The organism is uncultured Martelella sp. (assembly GCF_963677965.2).
In the GTDB taxonomy this organism is placed as follows: Bacteria; Pseudomonadota; Alphaproteobacteria; order Rhizobiales; family Rhizobiaceae; genus Martelella; species Martelella mangrovi.
In genome coordinates, this window is sequence record NZ_OY782683.2 from 48,035 (window position 1) to 66,129 (window position 18,095).

Sequence of the window (18,095 nt, forward strand, 5' to 3'; positions counted from 1 at the left end):
CCGCCCGATGATCTAGCCGGCAGTGTTGAAAGGCGAGGCCTGCTACTCGACGCCGACCCATGTGTTGTTGTTGTCGTAGTGCCGGTCGAGCCCGAAAGAGAACCAGCGACCGTCGAGCACCGTCTCGATCAGATGCCGTTTCGCTTCCGCCGAAATCGTGTCGTCGGCATCCATCGCCTTCAGCACGTCTTCATACGGCGTCCGTTCGTCCGACATCCGGATATCCGCCTTTTCCATGTCGGCATTCAGGATCAGCTGTGTCGGTCCGCTGTCGGCGCTCTGCCAGGGGTTCCACGCGGTCAGCCCGTCGCCGTTCGGGTCTCCCTCCCACATGAAATTGCGCAGATAGGTTCCGAATTTCGCCGCAAGATCGCGGGCACCGGCATTGTCGAAGGCTTCGGGGAACTGCGCGGCAAAGCCCGATGTGTTGTCCGCGGCGAAGGGGATCCAGATGCCGTGGAACGACCCGTAAAGATCCGCCATGGTGTCGCCGACGATCTGCGGGTCTTCCCCCCAGGCAAAGCGTGCGGTGTAGATCGGCGCATCATAGCGGTCGATCATCTCGCGGGCCGAATCCTGGGCGTTGAAAATCTCGTAGAGCTTGCTGCCGTAGCCTTCGGCAAATTTGTAGCGGGCGTTGAGGTCGCTGTCGTCGATGAGGTCGGCATCGCTGGCGGCGGCGAATTCCGGGTCGAAGCGGGCAAACAGCGAGAATTCCGATGTGCCGGTGGTCATCATCAGCGGGACGGCATTGTAGCTGTCCGTTTCGAACCCTTCCTTCGGCAGCACCACACCGTCATTATAAAGATGCGGAAAAACGGCCATGCGGATGCCGGCATTGGTCATCAGCCCGGCGAGGCGATCATCGGGCAGGTCGTAGAGGAAATCCTTCACCGCCGGGTCCGTGCTCATCAGCCATTGCCGCGCGGTTTCATCATCCGGCTTGATCCCCGCTTCGACCACCAGCGGAGCGATAGCATCTGCAACCAGGCCCGTACTTTCCTCAGCATCTGCCAGCGTCATGCCGCCGCTGAAGGAAATGGCCTTCTGGAATTTGTCGTGAAACAGCGGCGAGATCAGCATTGCCATGACATCGCGCCCGCCTGCGGAAAACCCGGAAACCGTGATGTTATCGGCATTGCCGCCGAAAGCGCCGATATTCGCGTCGATCCAGTCCAGCGCGCGGGCAAGGTCGAGGAGCGTATAATTTCCGGAGTCTTCCTGCGGATTGCCCGTTTTGAGCGCCGGCAGGTTGTTGAAACCGAGCAGGCCGAGCCGGTAATTGACCGCAACGACCACGGCATCGGCGTTGACGGCGAGCTGTTCGAAATCGACCGTGCCGCTGTTGCCGCCCTGATTGTTGCCACCGTGAATATAAAACAGCACCGGCAATCCGGTTTCGTCCGTGTTGGGGCGCGAGATGTCAAGCGTCAGGCAGTCTTCGCTGCCGACTGCCTTGCCGCCGGTCATCTGCGGGCAGAGCGAGGCGTCTCCGGTGGCGTCCAAAGGGCCCGTCCAAGCCACCGGTTTTTGCGGCGCTTTCCAGCGCAGGGCGCCCACAGGGGCAGCGGCATAGGGCACGCCGCGCCAGAAAAGCGTTGCGCCGTCATTGGTCTCTGCGCCATCGACTTCGCCGTAAAGCGTCTGCTGGGCGACGCCCGCCTGATAGGTGGCATCGGCGGCAAACGCGGCCGGCGACCAGCTGCCAATAAGCGCGGCAACCAGTGCGATACGCCGCAGGCCGTTTCGGCCGCTTCCGGCCGGGTTTCGATAAAGCATGGCTTTTCCTCCCGTTCAGCGCCGGCGGATGGCCGCGCCTTTATGTGTTCCTCATCCCGGATGCCGGATGGTCGTCCGGCCAACGGGGCCTTGCTGTTTCAGCAGAAAGGCCCCGCCGCATTGTCAGGCTTCGATCCAGTCCTTTTCGAGCGTGACGCGTGCCACCGCGCTGACATCGGCCGCATTGCGGGCGATGACGAGCTCATAGGCCCCGGCATCCGCGCGGAATGCCTTGTCCTCCATCGAGAAGTAGCTGAGATCGCGCAGCGTGATGGCAAGCTTGGCCGTGCCGGTCTCACCGGGTTGAAGCGCGAGCTTGGCGAAGGCCCGCAACTCCTTCAGCGGTCGGTCGGCTTTGGGATCGACCGGGCGGACATAAAGCTGGACGACCTCGGAGCCTGCCCGTTCGCCCGTATTGGTCACGTCGACCTCGACGGTGATGCCGTCCTCGCCGATCACGGTTTCCGACAGCCGCGGCGCGGACCATTCGAACGTCGTGTAGGAAAGGCCGTAGCCGAAAGCGAACAGCGTTCCGGCATTCGAGCGGTCGAAATGGCGATAGCCGACATTGACGCCCTCATCATAGCGGACATGGCCGTCCACGCCCGGATAGGTGATGGGATCGCCGGTAAAGGCCGAATTGTCTTCCAGCTTCAGCGGGAAGGTCTGCGGCAGACGTCCGCCGGGTTCCGCCTTGCCGAAAAGAACGTCGGCGACGGCGCTTCCGAGTTCCTGCCCCGGATACCAGAACTGCAGCACCGCCCTGACCTTGTCCAGCCACGGCATCAGCACGGGCCCGCCGGTCTGCAGCACGACAATCGTGTTTTCGTTGGCGGCGGCAACGCGCGCGATAAGCTCGTCCTGGCGGCCGGGAAGGTCCATGTCCGGCAGGTCGAGGCCTTCCGTATCCCACTCGCCCTGGCGGCCGGCAAACACGATGGCGATCTCGGCATTGCGGGCGGCCTCTTCGGCCTCCTGAATGGCCGTGTCGTCGAGCACCGGTTCGATGCCGAAACGCATGGCACGGATATCGATGCCTTCCTGCGTGTCGTCCGGCGGGCGATACTCGACGGTGATTTCATAAGCGCGACCGGCTTCCAGCGTCACTTCGGCGCGACGTTCATTGTTGCCCAGCCCGAAGAAATTGTCGCCGCGCACCCAGTCCGTGGTGCCGTCGATCTGCTTTTCGCCATCGATAAAGAGGTTGGCGAAACCGGCATTCGCCAGGCCGACCACATGCTTTCCGCTCTTTTGCGCGGTGAAGCGCGCTGTGGCGCGAACCGAGAAATTGTCCCAGTTCAGCTCTTCGTCAGGAAGGTCGAACCAGAAGAACTGGCTCGTTTCGCTGGATGAGGTCGCAACCGGCGCGCCTTCCAGAGCCGTGCCCTTGAAGAAAGCGACGTCGATATCGCCCGTGACCTCCTGCAGAAGCCGGTTGTTGGAGCAGCCCTGCGCATGAATGACGGCGGCATCTCCCAGAGCGGCTTTCAGCCCGTCGAGGGGGCTGACGCGGTAGAGCGCGTTGATCTGGGCGCTGCCGCCGCCCATGATCCGGGCCTCGTCGGCGTTCGGGCCGATGGCGGCGACCTTTGCGAGCGTATCGGGAGCAAGCGGCAGGACGCCGTCGTTTTTCAGCAGCACCGCGCCATCGCTGGCAAGGCGGCGCAGCAGGGCGCGCAGTTCCGGCGTGTCGATCGTGGTTTCATCCGGGATTTCGGGGTTCTCGAATGCGCCGATCCGCTCGATCAGCCTGAGAATGCGCCGGGCGGACGCCTTGACCACCGCAGCGTCGACCTTGCCGTCGCGGACGGCCTGAACCAGCTTGTCGCCGCGATCGCGCGTCGGGCCGGGCATTTCGAGGTCCAGTCCGGCGGTTACCGATTCCACGGTCGTATGCGAGCCGAACCAGTCGGACATGACGATGCCCTCGAAGGCCCATTCCTGCCGCAGAACCTGTTTCAGCGACCATTCGTTCTCGCTGGCATAGGTGCCGTTCAGGCGGTTATAGGCGGACATCACCGCCCAGACGCCGGCTTCCTTTACAGCGCGTTCGAACGGCACAAGGTAAAGCTCCCTGAGCGCCCGTTCGCCGATGTCGGAAGACATGGTCTGGCGCTGATGTTCGGATTCATTGCCGACAAAGTGCTTGATCGTGGCGGCAACGCCCTGTTCCTGAACGCCTTTGACATAGCCGACCGCAAGTGATGCCGTCAGTTCCGGGTCTTCCGAATAGCATTCGAAGTTGCGGCCATTGAGACCGCTGCGGTCAATATTGACGGTCGGCGCCAGAAGTACGCCGGCGCCCTTCGAACGGGCTTCTGCGGCAAGGGCCGCGCCCATGTCATAGGCCGCGTCAACATTCCAGCTGGCGCCAAGCGAAATGCCGCAGGGAAAGCAGTTTGCTCGGACACCGCCGACGAGGGAGCCGCCACCGCGCGCGCCGTTCGGCCCGTCGCTCACCTTGATTTTGGGAACGCCGAGGCGTTCGACGGCATTGGTGGTCCAGAAATCAGCGCCCGAGAGCAGCGAAACCTGCTCTTCAAGGGTCATTTCATCGAGGATTTTGTCGATATCGGTCATTGAAGACCTCCTTTGAAATGCGGGTCGGCTGCCACGGGGCAGCCGGTGGATTTTGGTTCAGCCCGGCTTGCGCAGGCAAGGGGCGCGCCGCCGTTCAGCGAACGCCTTTCACCGGCCAGATGGCCAGCGCGCCGAGAAATGCGGCGACAGCGGCGAAAGCATAAAGTGCTGGATAGTTGCCGCCCGTTGCGCCGATTGCAAGAAAGAACGGTGCGATTGCCGGGGCGATGGACTGCGGCACGGCATTGGCGATGTTGAGGATACCCATGTTCTTCGCGGCATCGGTTTCCCGGTCCGGCAGGACGTCGACGACGAGGGCCTGATCGACGGCCATGTAAATGCCGAAGGCCAGCGACGACACGGCAACACCGACATAGAAAACACCGAGCGTGGTTGCCGAAAGAATGATGACGATGCCGAGCGAATAGCCGATGGCGGAGGCGAGGACGAAAACCTTGCGGCGATGCAGGCGATCGGAGAGCCAGCCGCTGATGAAGGACGACGCAATGACCGCGATGGCCGTGATCAGCGTCGACACGAACAGCAGGTCGGCGATCCCGGCTGACGGCATGCCCAGATGGTCGATCAGGAAGTAAGCCTGATAGGTCATCAGCACCGACATGCCGAGGAACACGAAGAAGCGGGAGAGCCACGCCCAGCTGAAATCGGCGTGCTTGACCGGATTGATCAGGAAGGAACGCCCCAGATCGGCCATGCTCTGATGCTGAAGCTTCGCGGCCTTGTCGGCGTGCGGATCTTCCAGCCCGATCGCGAACCAGAAGATGGCGACGGTGGCCACCAGCGCCGGCGCGATAAAGCCGAGCGGATTGCTGGCGCCGGTCAGCGCGGCGATGCCCGCGCCCATCAGCATGGCAATATAAAGCGCCATGCCCGAAATGGCCGAGACCCGGCCGCGCTGGTGTTCGGGCACCTGATCGGGAACGATGGCGACGACGACGGCGAGCGCGGCATTATAGGTGGTTTGTGCCAGGCACCACAGCGCGCCGATGACGAACAGGTTTTCCGAAAAGGCGATTCCCGTCACCGCAAGCCCGCCGAGAACGATGCCGGCCAGCATCCACGGGCGACGACGGCCGTAGCGGGACACCGTGCGGTCGGAAAGCCAGCCGAAGATCGGATTGGCGAACAGGGCGAACAGCGCCCCGAGACCGAGAATGGAGCCGAGCGCAGCGCCCTTGCCCTCAGGCGCAATCGCCTGCACGCGGATGGCCATGGTGACGGTCACCGGCGTCATCAGCGCAATGTAGATGCCGATGATGGCCGCGGCATATTTAACGAAGAAAAGCGTGGAAACGGCTGGAATGCCGTCTTCTTGGGCGGCGGCGTTCGCCGCGGTAAAGCCGGAATCGGCAAGCTCTGTCATGATATCCTCCCAGGACAGGTGACATGCGTTCACATTGCGAAAAACTAGGCCTTTTCGAATAAAAAATCTACCGATTAATAGGTATATTTTTTCGGTGTTGTACATTCCCCGCCCGAAAGCCCATTATGGCGGCGAACGCATGACAGGCGAGTGTAAGTTGAAATACGAAATAGCAAATAAAAACAAAAAGATGTCTAAAAAGGGTGAGCGTCGTCGCACGGAGATTATCGCCGCCGCTGTGGAAATCTTTGCCCGTGACGGCTTTAACGGCGCCTCATTCGCGTCGGTCGCCGAGGCCGTCGATCTCACCCTGCCGGGGCTTTTGCACTATTTCCCCAACAAGGTGGACCTGTTGCTGGAGGTCCTGGAATGGCGTGATGACAATTCCGGCATTCCGGCGAACAGCGCCGCAATCGGCTGGCGGGACATGCTCGAGCAATTGCAGTGTCTCAACAGAAAGAACGCCGGCATGCCAGGCGTCGTGCGAGTGTTCTCGATCCTGAACGCCGAGGCGCTGACCGAAAACCATCCGGCTTCCGATTGGTTCGATGAACGGTTTTCCCGCATTCGGGATATCATGGCCGGATCATTCGCCCGCGGCATCGCGGCCGGCGAAATTACCACCGGTGTCGATCCGGAAATGATCGCAAACGAGGTGATCGCCTTCATGGACGGCCTGCAGGTGGCCTGGCTGCGTTCGCCGGACAAGGTGGACATGGTGAAATCCTTCGATTCCTATGTCACCCGGCTGATCCGGTCCATCGAAACCGGGAAGGACTGAACATGGAGCCAGCGCGCAAGGCGCGCCAGCTCTTGTCGTCAGGCGGTTCAGTCGCCGATATTTTCGAAAGCGTCGCCGAAGCCGTTCAGGTTGTAGAGCAGTTCGACGGGATCGGCCAAAGGCGGATTGGCGTATTTCTTCGCCTCCTCCCACCACAGCGCCTTCATCGCTTCCAGCTTTTCGGGGTTTTCCTGCGACAGGTCATGAGATTCCGAAAAGTCTTCGGCAACATTGAAGAGCTGCCACGGATCCTCGTCGAAATCGGTATCGATCCTGTGCATGGCCACAGCCCGCCAGTCGCCGTCAGTGATCGCCCGGTTGCCGCGCATGGTGAAGAACTGGACGCTGCGCGTTGCGGCATCGGAAGACGTGAAGGTTTCCAGAGCCGACTTGCCGGCGACCGGTAGCTGTTCGACACCGTCGACGGATGTTGAGAAGCCGCCGCCGGCAACGGCCAGAATGGTCGGCGCCAGATCGATGACATTGACATATTGCGAGCGGACCGCACCCGCATCTTCGATATGATCGGGCCAGGAGACGATCATCGGCGTGCGCACGCCGCCGGCATAGGGCCACAGCTTGTAGCGCCTGAACGGCGTATCGCCGGCATAGGCCCAGGGGCGCGGATAGAGCATGTAAGTCGAGGGGCTGCCGGCTTCGTCGAGATGGGCATCCATCTCCGCCACCGTGGTCTTGTCCAGATAGGGCGTGAAGAACCCGCCATTCGCACCGCCTTCGGAGGCCGCACCATTGTCGGTGATCAGCATGATCAGCGTATTGTCGTACTGGCCGGTTTCCTTCAGGTAATCGACCAGCCGGCCGATCTGTTCGTCGGTATGGGTCATGAACCCGGCATAGGTCTCCATGAAGCGGGCGAAAACGCGTTTGTGCTGGTCGTCGAGCGTGTCCCAGGCGGCGTCGCCAACCTCGCGCGGCGGCAGAACCGTATTGTCGGGGATGATGCCGATGTCCTTCTGTCGCGCGAAACGTTCCTTGCGGATTTCGTCCCAGCCCTTGTCATAGGCGCCGCGATAGGCATCGATATAGGCTTCGGGCACGTGATAGGGCGAGTGGGTGGCGCCAAGGGCGAGATAGACGAATTTCGGCTTGTCGGTCTTGTCCGGCTGCATCGCGTCGATGGCATGGTCCACCAGATCGACCGAAAGGTGATAATCCGGGTTGTCGGGCGTCGGCAGCACCGTGTTGTTTTCGACCAGATCCGGGTGGTACTGGTCCGTGTGGCCGCTGAGGAAGCCGTAGAAATAGTCGAACCCGCGCTGCCGCGGCCAGGACAGCCTGTTGCGCGCGTCATCGTCGCTGTATGTCGGGCAAAGGTGCCATTTTCCGAGGGCGAACGTGGCATAGCCGGTCTTTTGCAGCGCAGCGGCGACCGTTTCGGCATTGAGCGGGAGCTCGCCGGAATGGGCATTGAGGCTGTCGATCGGCGGCGCCTCTCCCTTGCCCGGCAGATCGTCCATGTTGACCGTCTGCGGGTTGCGCCCGGTCATCAGCGCCGCACGCGTCGGCGAGCAGATGGCGCAGGTATCGAAGCGGTTGTAACGCAGGCCGCCGGTCGCGAGTTCATCGATATGCGGGGTCTTGATTTCGGAACCATAAGCGCCGAGATCTGAAAAACCGGCATCGTCGATGACAACCATGACGATGTTCGGCTGTTTGCCGTCTGCGCTCTGGGCAAAGGCCCGCGACGAGCCGATCAGCGAGGCCGCCGCGCCGGCGCCCATCAGCTTGACGACGTCGCGCCGCGTCGGGCTCCAGCCGCCGGCGGTGTGCGGCGCGCCGTAGACGTTTGAAAGATAGTCTTTAGGTAGCATGTATAGCCTCCCGCATTGGATAGGATGCTCCGGCAATGCCGCCGGAGCGTGATGTGTTCGGGTTCATGTTCCTGACAGGCCGGCGGCCTGAAACCGGACAAAATCGCCATCGACGATAAAGGACCGTCCGTTGGACCGACCCGGCGTTGGCAGAACCGCAATTCGGGTTCGCATGACCTTCAGACAGCGGGGAATGTGCAACGGGAAGGTTTTCATCGTGTACCGGGAATCTCCTCCACTCCCTGAAACTGCCAGATCCGTCGATAACAGCAGAGACGACATGACCGGATCGTTTGTCATTCACAGAATCTACCGATCACTAGGTATTATTTTATCGATAATGTGTCGGCGTCAAGTCGAATCTGGCGCATGATGGCAGCGTCAGCCACGATGGAAGCGTCGTGCGGGACGGTGAAACATGCCTGCCGCCGGGCGACGGCGGGCGGCGCAAGTATCTGCAAACAGCTGGCCGGCGGGGGCTTTGTTTCAAAGCGGAAGGATCGTGCGCGGAAGCAACGTCAATGTGTCGCGGGCTGACCCTGCTGCGGATCGGTTCTTTCCTGACGCGCGGCGATGTCGGCGGCGACCAGCATGATGTTTGCCGGGGCCCGGCCGATGCGTATCTGTTCGGCCATATAATTCATATAGGGGGCCATATGCGCATACATGGCCTTGTAGCCGGCGCACAGATGGTTGTGCCAGCGCTTGCCGTCCCGGTGGATGCGGTGTTTGGGACAGCCGCCATGACAGGTGAAACGCCAGTCGCAGGTCACGCAGGCCTGGGGCAGATGCGTTTTCATCAGGCCGAAGGCATGCTGTTTCCTGCCGTCGACCAGGCCGGCAAGATTGTCCTTGCGGATGTTGCCGAGCTTGTGTTCGGGATAGACATAGTGATCGCAGGAATAGATGTCGCCGTTCTGTTCGATGATCAGGTTCCGGCCGCAGCGCTGCTGCATCACGCAGAGTGCCGGTGCATCACCGGCAAAGGCGGCCAGCGTGCTGTCGAAGGTCTGGACATAGACCTTGCCGACGTCGCGTTTGACCCACTCATCGAATATGCCGATGATGAAACGGCCATAATCCTCGCCGGAAACGGACCAGTCTGTCACTTCCGCAGTGGCTTCACGCGATTGCGGATAGAGCAGTTCGCCTGCTGTTTCGCCGCTGTGGCGCTGTTCGACGGCGGGAATGAATTGCAGGAACTGTGCACCCAGCTCGCGAGTCAGGTAGCGGTAGATTTCGACGGGGTGTTGCGCCGTGGTCGCGTTGACGACTGACAGGATATTGTATTCGACATCGTGTTTCTTCAGGAGCTCGAGGCTCTTGCGAACCTTGTCGAAAACCGATTTGCCGTTACGGGCCTTGCGATGCGCATCGTGCAGTTCAGACGGCCCGTCGATCGACAGACCGATGAGGAAGTCGTTTTCGGCGAGAAAGGTGGCCCAGGCGTCATCAATCAGCAGGCCGTTGGTCTGCATGGCATTACGGATGGTCTTGCCGTTGGCATGTTTTTTCTGCAGGTCCAGCGCGCGTTTGTAGAAGTCCAACCCTGCCATGGTCGGTTCGCCGCCCTGCCAGGCAAATTCCACTTCCGGCATCGGACTGGCGGCAATGTAGTTACGCACATAGGCTTCAAGCGTCGCGTCATCCATGTGGCGCGCGTATCTTGTCCGCTTGAGGGTGCCGGTCTCCTTTTCCAGATAGAAGCAGTAATCGCAGGCGATATTGCACTGATATCCCGTCGGCTTGGCCATCAGGTGAAATGGTTGCCGGGCGGCGGCACGGTTTACCGACATGGCGTCCTCCGTTGTTCGCCGCCATGGTTCTGCCGGTCGGCCGGTTTTTTCAAGTCCTTCTGTCAAGGCGCTGAAAATAAAACGGCAGGACCCGGGCGATACTGACTGATCGCCCGGGTCCTGCCGGATCGGTCCACATTCCGGACCGCCTTCAGCAATCTTCAGCCTTCGTCCCGGAGGCCGAAGACTTCGGCCGCCCGTTCGGGCGTGAGGAAGCCGTTCTTGATATCGGCCTTCACCTTGGCCGGATCGCGTTTCTTCGGATCGCCATAACCGCCGCCCGCACCCGTGATAATGCGGATGACATCGTCCTTGTCGACGCGCAGGCCGGAGACGAAGGCATAGCGTTCTTCACCGCCATCCTTGCGGCGGATCAGGGCATAGTTGTTGGAGCCCTCATTGCCGCCTTCAAGCGCCCATGGCCGTATCTTCGCCCGCGTGTAGCCGATTGTCACGAAGCTGTCGTCGCGGCGGATGCGATAGTCGAGCATGATGCCGCGCCCGCCGCAGAACTCGCCTTCGCCGCCATCTTCGAGGTTCAGCGCCATGCGGTCGATGATCAGGCCGTTGCGGGCCTCGGAGATTTCGGCCGGGCAGTTGAAGGTCTCGCCATGCACGGCGGAGAAGATGGCGCTGTTGCCGTCGGCGCCGCGTTCAGCGCCCCACCCGCCGATCTGCGGTTCGATGATGGTGTATTGCCGCCCGGTATCGGGATGAATGCCGCCGATGAAGGTGCCCGCAATCGAGGCGAAGTGACCGGCCGGGATCGCACCCTCCATATGCGGCGCAAGGCAACGGCAGATCAGATCGTAAACGCGGATGCCGACCTCATAATAGAAACCGACCGCTGCCGGTTCCTTCGCATGAAACACCGTGCCCTCGCGGGTCAAAAGCTTCACCGGCCGGAATGTGCCCTCATTGGCCTTCAGGGCCGGGTCCGTCAGAGATTTGAAGGCAACCTGGGTGGAGACCAGCGTGTCATCGAAGCTGGCGTTGAATGGCCCGTCGCTCTGTTCAGGGTTATCACGCAGATCGACGACGAATTCATCGTCGCTGATCGTCAGTTTGACGTTGAAAAACCGGCCGTCATCCTGCTCCTCGGTCAGTTCGAACGTTCCCTTGGGCAGTTTGGCGATCTCGGTCAGCGACATCTGCTCGCCGACGGTTATGAAGTTCTCGACCGCTGTCTGAAAGGTTTCGACACCGTATTTCGTGGCAAGCTCGGAAAGCCGCTTCGCGCCGATCCTGACGGAGGCAATTGCCGCCCACAAGTCGCCCTCGATGAAATCGGGCATGCGCGAATTGACGGTGATGATCTCGAAAACCGGTCTGACCGGCTCGCCCTTCGAAATCAGCTTGATGGCCGGCAGCCGCAGGCCCTCCTGAAAGATCTCCCTGGCGTCGGCCGAAAGCGAACCGGGCGCAATGCCGCCGATATCCGAGTTATGGGCGATATTGGCTGTCCAGGCGATCAGCGTGCCGTCGACAAAGACCGGCATGGCAACGATCAGGTCGTTGAGGTGGGTGACGCCGCCATAATAGGGGTCATTGGTGATGAAGACATCGCCGGGTTCGATTTCGCCGGGTTTCGAGAACTTCTCCGCCAGCACCTTGACCGATTTGTCGAGCACGCCGACAAAGCCGGGAATGCCGGCGCCCGAGCTTGCCAGCTGTCCCTTGGCATCAAGCACGCCGGTGCCCATGTCGAGCACTTCGTAGATAATCGAACTCATCGCCGTCTTGCGCATCGCCGCAAACATCTCGTCAGCGGCGGCCTGCAGCGAATTCTGGATGATTTCCAGCGTGATCGGGTCGTTGACTGTCGTCATCATGCTTCTCCTTCGGCGCCGAGCGCAATCTGGATATTGCCGAAGCCATCGATCTCGACGTGATTGCCGGGGTGGATGACCACTGTCGTGCCGGGATCTTCGATCACCGCCGGCCCGCTGAAGGTCATGCCGGGTTCCAGCTTTTCGCCATCATAGATATCGGCCGCGTGCACGCCCTCAAGGGCGTAATCGACCTTGCGTCTGCCTTTGAGTGCTGCTGCAGCCGGTGTTCCCGTTGCGGGCTTTTCCTGCATCTGCAACTTGCCGACTTCTGCCGAGGCGACCAGGTGAATGCCGACCAGTTCCACCGGCGCATCGAGGCGATAGGTGTATTCCTGCTCATAAGCGGCATGGAACGCCTCGGTGATTGCGGCAATGCCTTCCGTGGTGATCTCGCCCTCGATCAGAACCTCGGTCGTGTGTTCCTGGTTCTGATAGCGGAACTTGCCGAAACGCTGGAACCTGACACGGTTTGCATCGATCTTCTCGGCGGCAAACTGGGCAAACGCCAGCTTTTCGCTTTCCTCGAACAGGGCGGTGATTTCCCGTGCCGCATCGCTTTTCAGGTCGACAAGATGGGTGACGAAATAGTCTCGCCTGAGGTCCGACATCATCATCCCCCAGGCCGAGAACACCGAAGCGCCTGCCGGGATCACGACCTTTTTCGCGCCGAGTTCGGCGCCAAGCGCTGCCGCATGCATGGCGCCGCCTCCGCCAAAGGCAACGAGGGTAAAGTCGCGCGGATCGTGGCCACGGTTGAGCGAAACCAGCTTCAGGGCGTTGACCATGTTGTTGTTGGCGATGCGAACGATACCGCGCGCGGCCTCGTCAAGGCTGATCCCGAGCTTTTCGCCGACCTCGGCGAGTGCGGTTTCCACCGCCGCCATGTCGGCCTCCACCGAACCGCCGCAGAAATAATCGCGGTTGATACGGCCGAGCCATAGATTGGCGTCGGTGGTGGTGGCCTCTTTGCCGCCACGGCCATAGGCCGCAGGCCCCGGCATGGCGCCTGCCGATTGCGGGCCGACATGCAGCTTGGCGAATTCATCGACCCAGGCGATCGAACCGCCGCCATTGCCGATTTCCACCAGATCGACCACCGGCACCATGATCGGATAACCGGCAGAGGACTGATCGCGCTCGATCCAGTAATCGGTCATGATCTTCACATCACCGTTTTCGATCAGCGCGCATTTGGCGGTCGTGCCGCCGATATCGAGCGCCAGCACATTGGGCTCGCCGATCAGCCGCCCGAGTTCGGCAGCACCCCAGAAGCCGGAAGCCGGGCCGCTTTCAACCATGGTGATCGGGATTCTGGAGACGGATTCCAGCGTATCGACGCCGCAGTTCGACTGCATGATGTAGAGGCTGCCGTCGAAGCCCTGCGCGGTCAGCCCGTCGGAAAGGCGGGACAGATACCGTTCGGCAGCAGGCTGGACATAGGCGGAAAGCACGGCCGTATTGGTGCGCTCATATTCGCGCCATTCACGGGTGATCTGGTGCGAGGAAACCACCGCGACCTCGGGCCACCGCCGCCTGACCTCTTCAAGCGCTGCCAGTTCATGCGCCGGATTGGCATAGGAATGCAGGAACGAGATCGCAACCGCTTCCACGCCTTCGGCCCGGAACGCATCGAGAATGGCGGGCAGGCCGGAAAGATCGAGCGGCCTGACCTCTTCGCCATGATAGTCCATGCGCCCCGGCACTTCGAAACGCAGATAGCGCGGCACGAAAGGGGCGGGCTTGCGATAGTGCAGATTGAAGAAATCCGGGCGGTTGCCACGGGCGATTTCCAGCGTATCGCGAAAACCCTCGGTGGTGATCAGGCCAACCTTGACGCCCTTGCGTTCGGTCAGGGCGTTGATGACGACGGTGGTGCCGTGGGCAAGAAAATCGACGGCAGAGGCGTCGACATTGCCCTTTTTCATGACGTTGAGCACGCCTTCCTCGAAATTCGGCGGCGTGGTGTCGGATTTTGCCGTGGTGATCATCTGTTCGCCGGTTTCAATATCCGTTTCGAAGCAGACGAGATCGGTAAATGTGCCGCCGACATCGGTGGCGACGCGAATGGTTTTCCTGCTCATGTCCGCTCTCCCTTGCCCCGTTCGTGCAGCAACATGCAGATGGCGCCCGGCAGTTTCAGTGCCTCGGCAGCCTCGATGCGCTCCTGCGTATAAAATCCCGTCTCGTGCAGGCAGTTGATCGTGCCGATGACCTCGCCGCCGACGGTGACGGGAACATTGATGACGGACTGGCATCCCAGTTCGTTGATCAGCCGGTGGTCGTCAAACACCTCGGCGATGCCTTCAATCGTGTTCGCGACGAAAGTCTCGCGGCGTTTCAACGCCACGTCCGACCAGTAGGTGTCGTTATAGGGCTTGGTTCCCGAAACAGGATAGGCTTCCGGCATGTTGGAATAAATCCGTTCGGAATTGCGGGCGTTTGTATCGGCCGTCATCAGCGTGAACAGTTTCACGCCGACCAGTTCCTTGGTCAGAGCTTCCAGCGCCTTGCAGGCGGCCTCCGGGCCGTCGGCGACGGCGGCGGTAAAAGCGCTGTAGTCAGGACTTGTCATCAATGCTCTCCATTATCTGCCGGCGAAGCACCATCTCGTCTTCGCCGACCACAGGCACGGCCGAAATCAGCCGTCGGGTATAATCATGTCCGGGATTGGCGAATATCGCCTCGGTCGTATCGACCTCCAGCAGCCGTCCTTTCTCGAAAACGGCCATGCGATCGGCGATATTGCGGGCAACCGCCAGATCGTGGGTGATGAAGATGTAGGTGAGGCTGCGGGTCTTGCGCAGTGAGTTGAGGAGCTTCAGCACCCGCGCCTGAACCAGAACGTCAAGCGCCGACGTCGGCTCATCCAGCACCAGAAGCTCCGGCTCGCAGGCAAGCGCACGGGCAATCGCCACGCGCTGGCGCTGGCCGCCCGAAAGGCTGGAGGGCGAGCGCGCTGCAAAATCAGCCGCAGTCCCACCTCTTCCAGCAATTGTGCCACCCGCGCCCTGCGCCCGGCTTTCGGGCCGATATCGTGGATATCGAGCGGCAGGCGCAGCGACGCGCCGATGGACCGGCGCGGATTGAGCGCGGAAAGCGGGTTCTGCTGCACCAGCTGGATCGTGCGGCGCAGCGTGCGGTCGCGCTTGTCCGGCAGTTCATGGCCGTTGAAGATGATCCCGCCATCGCTGGCGTCGTGAATGCCGAGAATGATGTTGGCGATGGTGGATTTTCCCGAACCGCTCTCGCCGACCACGGCAAGGCATTCGCCCTTCTCCACATCGAAATTCACATGATCGAGCGCGCGGATGGTTCTGGTTCCGACGGTGAAATCCTTGGAGACGTTGAAGACGGAAAGCTGTTTCATTTCAGAAGCTCCCCTTCGCTATAGCCTTCATGGGCAATGAGAGGCGCGTGAAACCCGTCCATATCTTCTGGAAGATCGGGAATGCCGCCGCCGGAAATGCGTGGAACGGCGGAAAGCAGCGCCCGCGTATAGGGGTGGCGCGGATCGGCAAACAGGTCAGCCGTCGGCCCCTGCTCGACGATATTGCCCTTGTAGATGACGTAGACCCGATCGGCGAATTCGCGCACCACGCCGAGATTGTGGGAAATGAACAGAACCGAAGTGCCATGCTTTGCAACAAGCGCGGACATCAGCTTCAGCGTCTGGGCCTGCACGGTGACATCGAGCGCGGTGCCCGGTTCATCGGCCAGCAGCAGCGCCGGATTGTTGGCAAGCGCCATGGCGATCACGACGCGCTGGTTCATGCCGCCGGACAGCTGGAAGGCATAGGAATCCAGCACGCGCTCCGGGTCGTGGATGGCGACATCATCCAGAGCCGCAATCGCATTCTTGCATGCATCCACCGCGGTAATCCGGCGGTCGCGGCGCTTCAGCACCTCGAAAAACTGCTGCCCGATGGGATAGACCGGATTGAGCGAGGAGGTCGGGTCCTGAAAGATCATCGACATGCGCGTGCCGCGCAGGGCGTGACGCTTCTTCACGCTCATGGCGTTGATATCCTCGCCCTCGAAAATCACATCGCCGGAGACCCGGGTGGCGGAAAGTTCCTGCAACATGCCGAGGACGATGCGCGCGGTCACCGATTTTCCCGAGCCGCTTTCCCCGACAAGGGCGACACGCTCGCCCTTGCGGATGTGGAGCGAAATGCCGTGCAAAACTTCGTTTGTGCCGGACCATGAACGGAAAGCGAGCTTCAGGTCGGTAAGCTTCAGCGTCAGGTCATTCATTCGCCCACTCCCAGAATTTCACGCAGCGCATCGCCGATGAGGTTGAAACCGAAGACGACAACGAGGATGGCAAGGCCGGGAAAAACGGTCAGCCACCAGCTGTCCGGCAGGTAACGCGCGCCTTCGGCGACCATCGAGCCGAGATCCGGTGTCGGCGGCTGTACGCCAAGGCCGAGGAAGGACAGCGACGAGGCGATCAGGATGACAAAGCCGAAATCGAGCGTCATCTTGGTCAGGATCGACGGTACGCAATTGGGCAGGATCTCGCGGAACATGATGTGCATTTTCGATGCACCCAGCACTTCGGCTGCCAGCACATAGCCTTCCTGCCGCTCCGAGCGGGTAATGTTGTAGATCAGTCGCGTGTACCAGGGCCACCACATCACGGTGACGGCGATCATGCCGTTCATCAGCGTCGGTTTCAAAAGCCCCATCACCGACATCGCCAGCACCAGCGGTGGGATCGACAGGAACACGTCGGTAATCCGCATCAGGACGAATTCGGTCTTGCGGCCCAGATAACCGGCGGCAAGGCCCATCGATACACCGACGGGAACGGAAATCGCCAGAACGACAATGCCGAGGATCAGGGAAACCCGGTAGGCGTAGATAACCCGCGTAAAGAGATCGCGGCCGACCAGATCCGTGCCGAACCAGTGTTCGGCGCTTGGCGGCTTGTTGAAGTTGACGAAATCGACAATGGCGCCGCGGTGATCGGGATACGGCGTGATGACATCGGCGAAGATGGCCGAAAGCACGACAAGGCCGACCAGGATGATGCCTGCAAGCGACATCGGATTGCGGGTGAGAATGAAAAAAGCGCGCTTCATGTCCGGCCCTCCGCAAGGCGAATGCGTGGGTTGACGAAGGACACCATGAGATCGACGACGATATTGACGATCAGAAACATGGCGGCGATCACCAGAACCGTGCCGATGATGCCGTTCAGATCCTTGCGCAGGATCACGGCGACCCCGTAGCGCGAAAGGCCCGGCCAGGCGAAAACCGTTTCGATCAGGAAGGCGTTGCCGAGCATCGAAGCGAAGTCGAGGCCGATCACGGTCAGAGACGGGATCATCGATGGGCGAAGCGCGTATTTGCGGGCGATCTTCCTTTCGGGAAAACCATAGGCTTCGGCCATTTCGATATAGGGTTTGCCATAGGTCTCGACCATATTGGCGCGGATCAGCCGGGCCGTCTGGCCGATCCCGGCCAGCGCCAGCGCAAAGGCCGGCAGTATGACATGCCAGAGCGCATTGCCGAAGGCGGCGAAATTGCCGGCGAGCAGCGTATCGATCAGCAGAAAGCCGGAGGCTGACGGAATGTCGTAACTGTCGGAAATGCGGCCCGCAATCGGAAAGATCGGGAGGAAATAGGCAAACACCAGCATCAGTACCACGGCCCAGACGAAACCCGGCGCGGAAACCGTCAGAAGCGCGATGATGCGGGTCAGATGATCGAGAAACCGGCCACGGTGACGGGCGGCCATGATGCCGAGCGGCAGGCCGAAGCCGACCATCATGATACCGGCAACGATGACGAGTTCCAGCGTGGCGGGCAGAAACTGGGCGATATCTCTGATCACCGGACGGTTGGTATAAAGCGAAATGCCGAGGTCGCCGTGGAAAAGACCGCCGAGAAAATAGCCATATTGCGTCAGGAAGCTGTCATCGAGATGAAGCTGGGCACGCAAGGCGGCAACGGCAGCCGGGGTCGCGTTCGGACCCAGTGCGATACGGGCCGGATCGCCGGGGATGACCCGCGCGATGGCGAATATGAGAAAGGAAACCCCCACGAGGACGATGAGGGAAATTCCTATCCGCTGGAGAAGCAGGCGGACAATCGGAGTCATGCTTT

Annotated in this window: 13 protein-coding genes and 1 pseudogene; 1 reads left to right on the plus strand and 13 read right to left on the minus strand. The window is 61.0% G+C overall.

The features are described from left to right. Positions 1-42: 42 nt before the first annotated feature. The 3 genes from ACHZCU_RS21310 to ACHZCU_RS21320 form a co-directional block, all read right to left on the minus strand. Positions 43-1,779, minus strand: coding sequence for a carboxylesterase family protein (locus tag ACHZCU_RS21310; protein WP_319520621.1), 1,737 nt, complete (start codon positions 1,777-1,779; stop codon positions 43-45). Between the two features lie 123 nt (positions 1,780-1,902). Then, positions 1,903-4,359: a glycoside hydrolase family 3 C-terminal domain-containing protein gene (locus ACHZCU_RS21315; protein ID WP_319520622.1), complete on the minus strand. Its 2,457-nt coding sequence runs from the start codon at positions 4,357-4,359 to the stop codon at positions 1,903-1,905. Positions 4,360-4,453: 94 nt separating this feature from the next. Further along, positions 4,454-5,743: an MFS transporter gene (locus tag ACHZCU_RS21320; protein WP_319520623.1), complete on the minus strand. Its 1,290-nt coding sequence runs from the start codon at positions 5,741-5,743 to the stop codon at positions 4,454-4,456. 190 nt (positions 5,744-5,933) lie between these two features. Between ACHZCU_RS21320 and ACHZCU_RS21325 the strand changes: the two genes are divergently transcribed. Continuing rightward, positions 5,934-6,524 (plus strand): TetR/AcrR family transcriptional regulator, encoded by a 591-nt coding sequence (locus ACHZCU_RS21325; protein ID WP_319520624.1) that lies wholly within the window; start codon positions 5,934-5,936, stop codon positions 6,522-6,524. A 47-nt stretch (positions 6,525-6,571) separates the two neighbouring features. On the opposite strand, the gene ACHZCU_RS21330 is transcribed toward ACHZCU_RS21325, so the two are convergent. From ACHZCU_RS21330 to ACHZCU_RS21375, 10 genes and pseudogenes are all read right to left on the minus strand, one after another. Further along, entirely contained in the window at positions 6,572-8,356 is a 1,785-nt protein-coding gene (locus ACHZCU_RS21330) for an arylsulfatase (RefSeq protein WP_319520625.1), read from the minus strand. 518 nt (positions 8,357-8,874) lie between these two features. Continuing rightward, on the minus strand, positions 8,875-10,152 hold the full coding sequence (locus ACHZCU_RS21335; RefSeq protein ID WP_319520626.1) for an anaerobic sulfatase maturase: 1,278 nt from the start codon (positions 10,150-10,152) through the stop codon (positions 8,875-8,877). A gap of 161 nt (positions 10,153-10,313) precedes the next feature. Then, positions 10,314-11,981 (minus strand): hydantoinase B/oxoprolinase family protein, encoded by a 1,668-nt coding sequence (locus ACHZCU_RS21340; RefSeq protein WP_319520627.1) that lies wholly within the window; start codon positions 11,979-11,981, stop codon positions 10,314-10,316. Next, a complete protein-coding gene (locus tag ACHZCU_RS21345; RefSeq protein WP_319520628.1) occupies positions 11,981-14,065 on the minus strand; it encodes a hydantoinase/oxoprolinase family protein in 2,085 nt (694 codons plus the stop codon). Before ACHZCU_RS21345 ends, ACHZCU_RS21340 begins: the two co-directional genes overlap by 1 nt. Further along, positions 14,062-14,556 carry a GAF domain-containing protein gene (locus ACHZCU_RS21350; protein ID WP_319520629.1) on the minus strand — a complete coding sequence of 165 codons (495 nt, stop codon included), beginning with the start codon at positions 14,554-14,556 and terminating at the stop codon, positions 14,062-14,064. The genes ACHZCU_RS21345 and ACHZCU_RS21350 overlap by 4 nt, the downstream gene beginning before the upstream one ends. Further along, on the minus strand, positions 14,543-14,857 hold the full coding sequence (locus ACHZCU_RS21355; protein ID WP_319520630.1) for an ABC transporter ATP-binding protein: 315 nt from the start codon (positions 14,855-14,857) through the stop codon (positions 14,543-14,545). Before ACHZCU_RS21355 ends, ACHZCU_RS21350 begins: the two co-directional genes overlap by 14 nt. A 39-nt stretch (positions 14,858-14,896) precedes the next feature. Next, positions 14,897-15,351, minus strand: a pseudogene (locus ACHZCU_RS21360) (ATP-binding cassette domain-containing protein); the annotation flags it as partial. Beyond that, complete coding sequence (locus ACHZCU_RS21365) at positions 15,348-16,238, minus strand: ABC transporter ATP-binding protein (protein ID WP_319520632.1); 891 nt, start codon at positions 16,236-16,238, stop codon at positions 15,348-15,350. The gene ACHZCU_RS21365 and the pseudogene ACHZCU_RS21360, both read right to left, overlap by 4 nt. Continuing rightward, the gene (locus tag ACHZCU_RS21370; protein ID WP_319520633.1) at positions 16,235-17,068 is read right to left on the minus strand and encodes an ABC transporter permease; all 834 of its coding nucleotides are present in this window, start codon (positions 17,066-17,068) and stop codon (positions 16,235-16,237) included. Before ACHZCU_RS21370 ends, ACHZCU_RS21365 begins: the two co-directional genes overlap by 4 nt. Further along, on the minus strand, positions 17,065-18,090 hold the full coding sequence (locus ACHZCU_RS21375; protein WP_319520634.1) for an ABC transporter permease: 1,026 nt from the start codon (positions 18,088-18,090) through the stop codon (positions 17,065-17,067). The genes ACHZCU_RS21370 and ACHZCU_RS21375 overlap by 4 nt, the downstream gene beginning before the upstream one ends. Between the last annotated feature and the right edge of the window lie 5 nt (positions 18,091-18,095).

Excerpts from the sequence above, each read along its gene's own strand:
- ACHZCU_RS21310 (WP_319520621.1), bottom strand. The coding sequence starts at position 1,779 with ATGCTTTATCGAAACCCGGCCGGAAGCGGCCGAAACGGCCTGCGGCGT.
- ACHZCU_RS21315 (WP_319520622.1), bottom strand. The coding sequence starts at position 4,359 with ATGACCGATATCGACAAAATCCTCGATGAAATGACCCTTGAAGAGCAG.
- ACHZCU_RS21320 (WP_319520623.1), bottom strand. The coding sequence starts at position 5,743 with ATGACAGAGCTTGCCGATTCCGGCTTTACCGCGGCGAACGCCGCCGCC.
- ACHZCU_RS21325 (WP_319520624.1), top strand. The coding sequence starts at position 5,934 with ATGTCTAAAAAGGGTGAGCGTCGTCGCACGGAGATTATCGCCGCCGCT.
- ACHZCU_RS21330 (WP_319520625.1), bottom strand. The coding sequence starts at position 8,356 with ATGCTACCTAAAGACTATCTTTCAAACGTCTACGGCGCGCCGCACACC.
- ACHZCU_RS21335 (WP_319520626.1), bottom strand. The coding sequence starts at position 10,152 with ATGTCGGTAAACCGTGCCGCCGCCCGGCAACCATTTCACCTGATGGCC.
- ACHZCU_RS21340 (WP_319520627.1), bottom strand. The coding sequence starts at position 11,981 with ATGACGACAGTCAACGACCCGATCACGCTGGAAATCATCCAGAATTCG.
- ACHZCU_RS21345 (WP_319520628.1), bottom strand. The coding sequence starts at position 14,065 with ATGAGCAGGAAAACCATTCGCGTCGCCACCGATGTCGGCGGCACATTT.
- ACHZCU_RS21350 (WP_319520629.1), bottom strand. The coding sequence starts at position 14,556 with ATGACAAGTCCTGACTACAGCGCTTTTACCGCCGCCGTCGCCGACGGC.
- ACHZCU_RS21365 (WP_319520632.1), bottom strand. The coding sequence starts at position 16,238 with ATGAATGACCTGACGCTGAAGCTTACCGACCTGAAGCTCGCTTTCCGT.
- ACHZCU_RS21370 (WP_319520633.1), bottom strand. The coding sequence starts at position 17,068 with ATGAAGCGCGCTTTTTTCATTCTCACCCGCAATCCGATGTCGCTTGCA.
- ACHZCU_RS21375 (WP_319520634.1), bottom strand. The coding sequence starts at position 18,090 with ATGACTCCGATTGTCCGCCTGCTTCTCCAGCGGATAGGAATTTCCCTC.